At 67.0% G+C, this 1241-nt stretch carries 2 protein-coding genes; both read left to right on the forward strand.

What is annotated here, in order from left to right:
• On the forward strand, window positions 1-550 hold a 550-nt coding region (locus tag ACGF5C_RS34775; protein ID WP_393308665.1), incomplete at its 5' end, for a DUF4162 domain-containing protein.
• A 43-nt stretch (window positions 551-593) separates the two neighbouring features.
• On the forward strand, window positions 594-1241 hold a 648-nt coding region (locus ACGF5C_RS34780), incomplete at its 3' end, for an ABC transporter permease (RefSeq protein WP_393308667.1).

Raw genomic sequence — 1241 nt, forward strand, 5'->3', positions numbered from 1 at the left:
CCTGATCGCGACGCCGCCGCTGCTGTTCCTCGACGAGCCGACCACCGGCCTGGATCCGCGCACTCGCGCGCAGATGTGGGAGACCATCCGGCGGCTCGTGCGCGAGGGCGCCACAGTGCTGCTCACCACGCAGTATCTGGACGAGGCCGACCAGCTCGCCGACCGCATCGCGGTGATCGACCACGGCAGGGTGATCGCCGATGGCACCTCCGACGAACTCAAGGGTTCGGTCGGGCAGTCCGCGCTGCAGATCACCGTGGCCGACCGCGATGCCATCGAACGGGCCCGCACCTTGATCGGCGAATTCCTCTCCCGCGCCGACGGCAAGCTCGTCGAGGCGAGCATCTCGCCCGAGGCCGGTCGCGTCACCGCCCCGCTCAGCGATCCGAGCGTGACCGCGGATCTGTTGATCCGGTTGCGCGACAACGATATCCGCGTCGACGAGATCACCGTCAGCAAGCCCAGCCTGGACGAGGTGTTCTTCGCCCTCACCGGCCACGCCGCCGAATCCGACGACGCCGATACCGATTCCGAGGGCACCGCGGCATGAGACCGGCCCCCGCCACGTTCCCGACTCCCCCGAAGGACATATCGTGACCACCACACTTCCCGCCCCCGCAACCGGCCGGCACGCCGCGGGCGCCGCGATTCCCGTTGCCAGCAACCGCATTTCACTGCGCCAGACCGTCGAGAACTCGCTCACCATGGCGTATCGCGGCATCCTCAAGATCAAGCACAATCCGGAACAGCTGTTCGACGTCACCGTGCAGCCGATCCTGTTCACCGCCCTGTTCGCCTACATCTTCGGCGGCGCCATCGGCGGCAGCGTGCAGGCCTACCTACCGGTGCTGATTCCGGGCATCCTGGTCCAGACGGTCGTACTCACCTCGGTCGTCACCGGCACCCAGCTGCGTGAGGATATGGACAAGGGCGTCTTCGACCGCTTCAAATCCCTTCCAATCGCCCGCGTTTCGGCACTGGCGGGCGCGCTGATCGCCGATATGGTGCGCTACGGCATCGCCACCGTCCTCACCATCGTGGTCGGCCTGATCCTGGGCTACCGGCCCGAGGGTGGCGTCGTCGGCGTGGTCGTCGCCGGTCTGGTCGTGGTGTTCTGCTCGTTCGCGGTCAGCTGGATCTGGGCGCTGGTCGGTGTCACCGGTAAGAGCGCCGCCTCGGTCCAGGGCATCTCGATGATGATCATGTTCCCGCTGACCTTCATGTCCGGAGCGTTCGCTCTG

It is taken from the genome of Micromonospora sp. NPDC047620 (genome assembly GCF_043205005.1).
In the GTDB taxonomy this organism is placed as follows: domain Bacteria; phylum Actinomycetota; class Actinomycetes; order Mycobacteriales; family Micromonosporaceae; genus Micromonospora.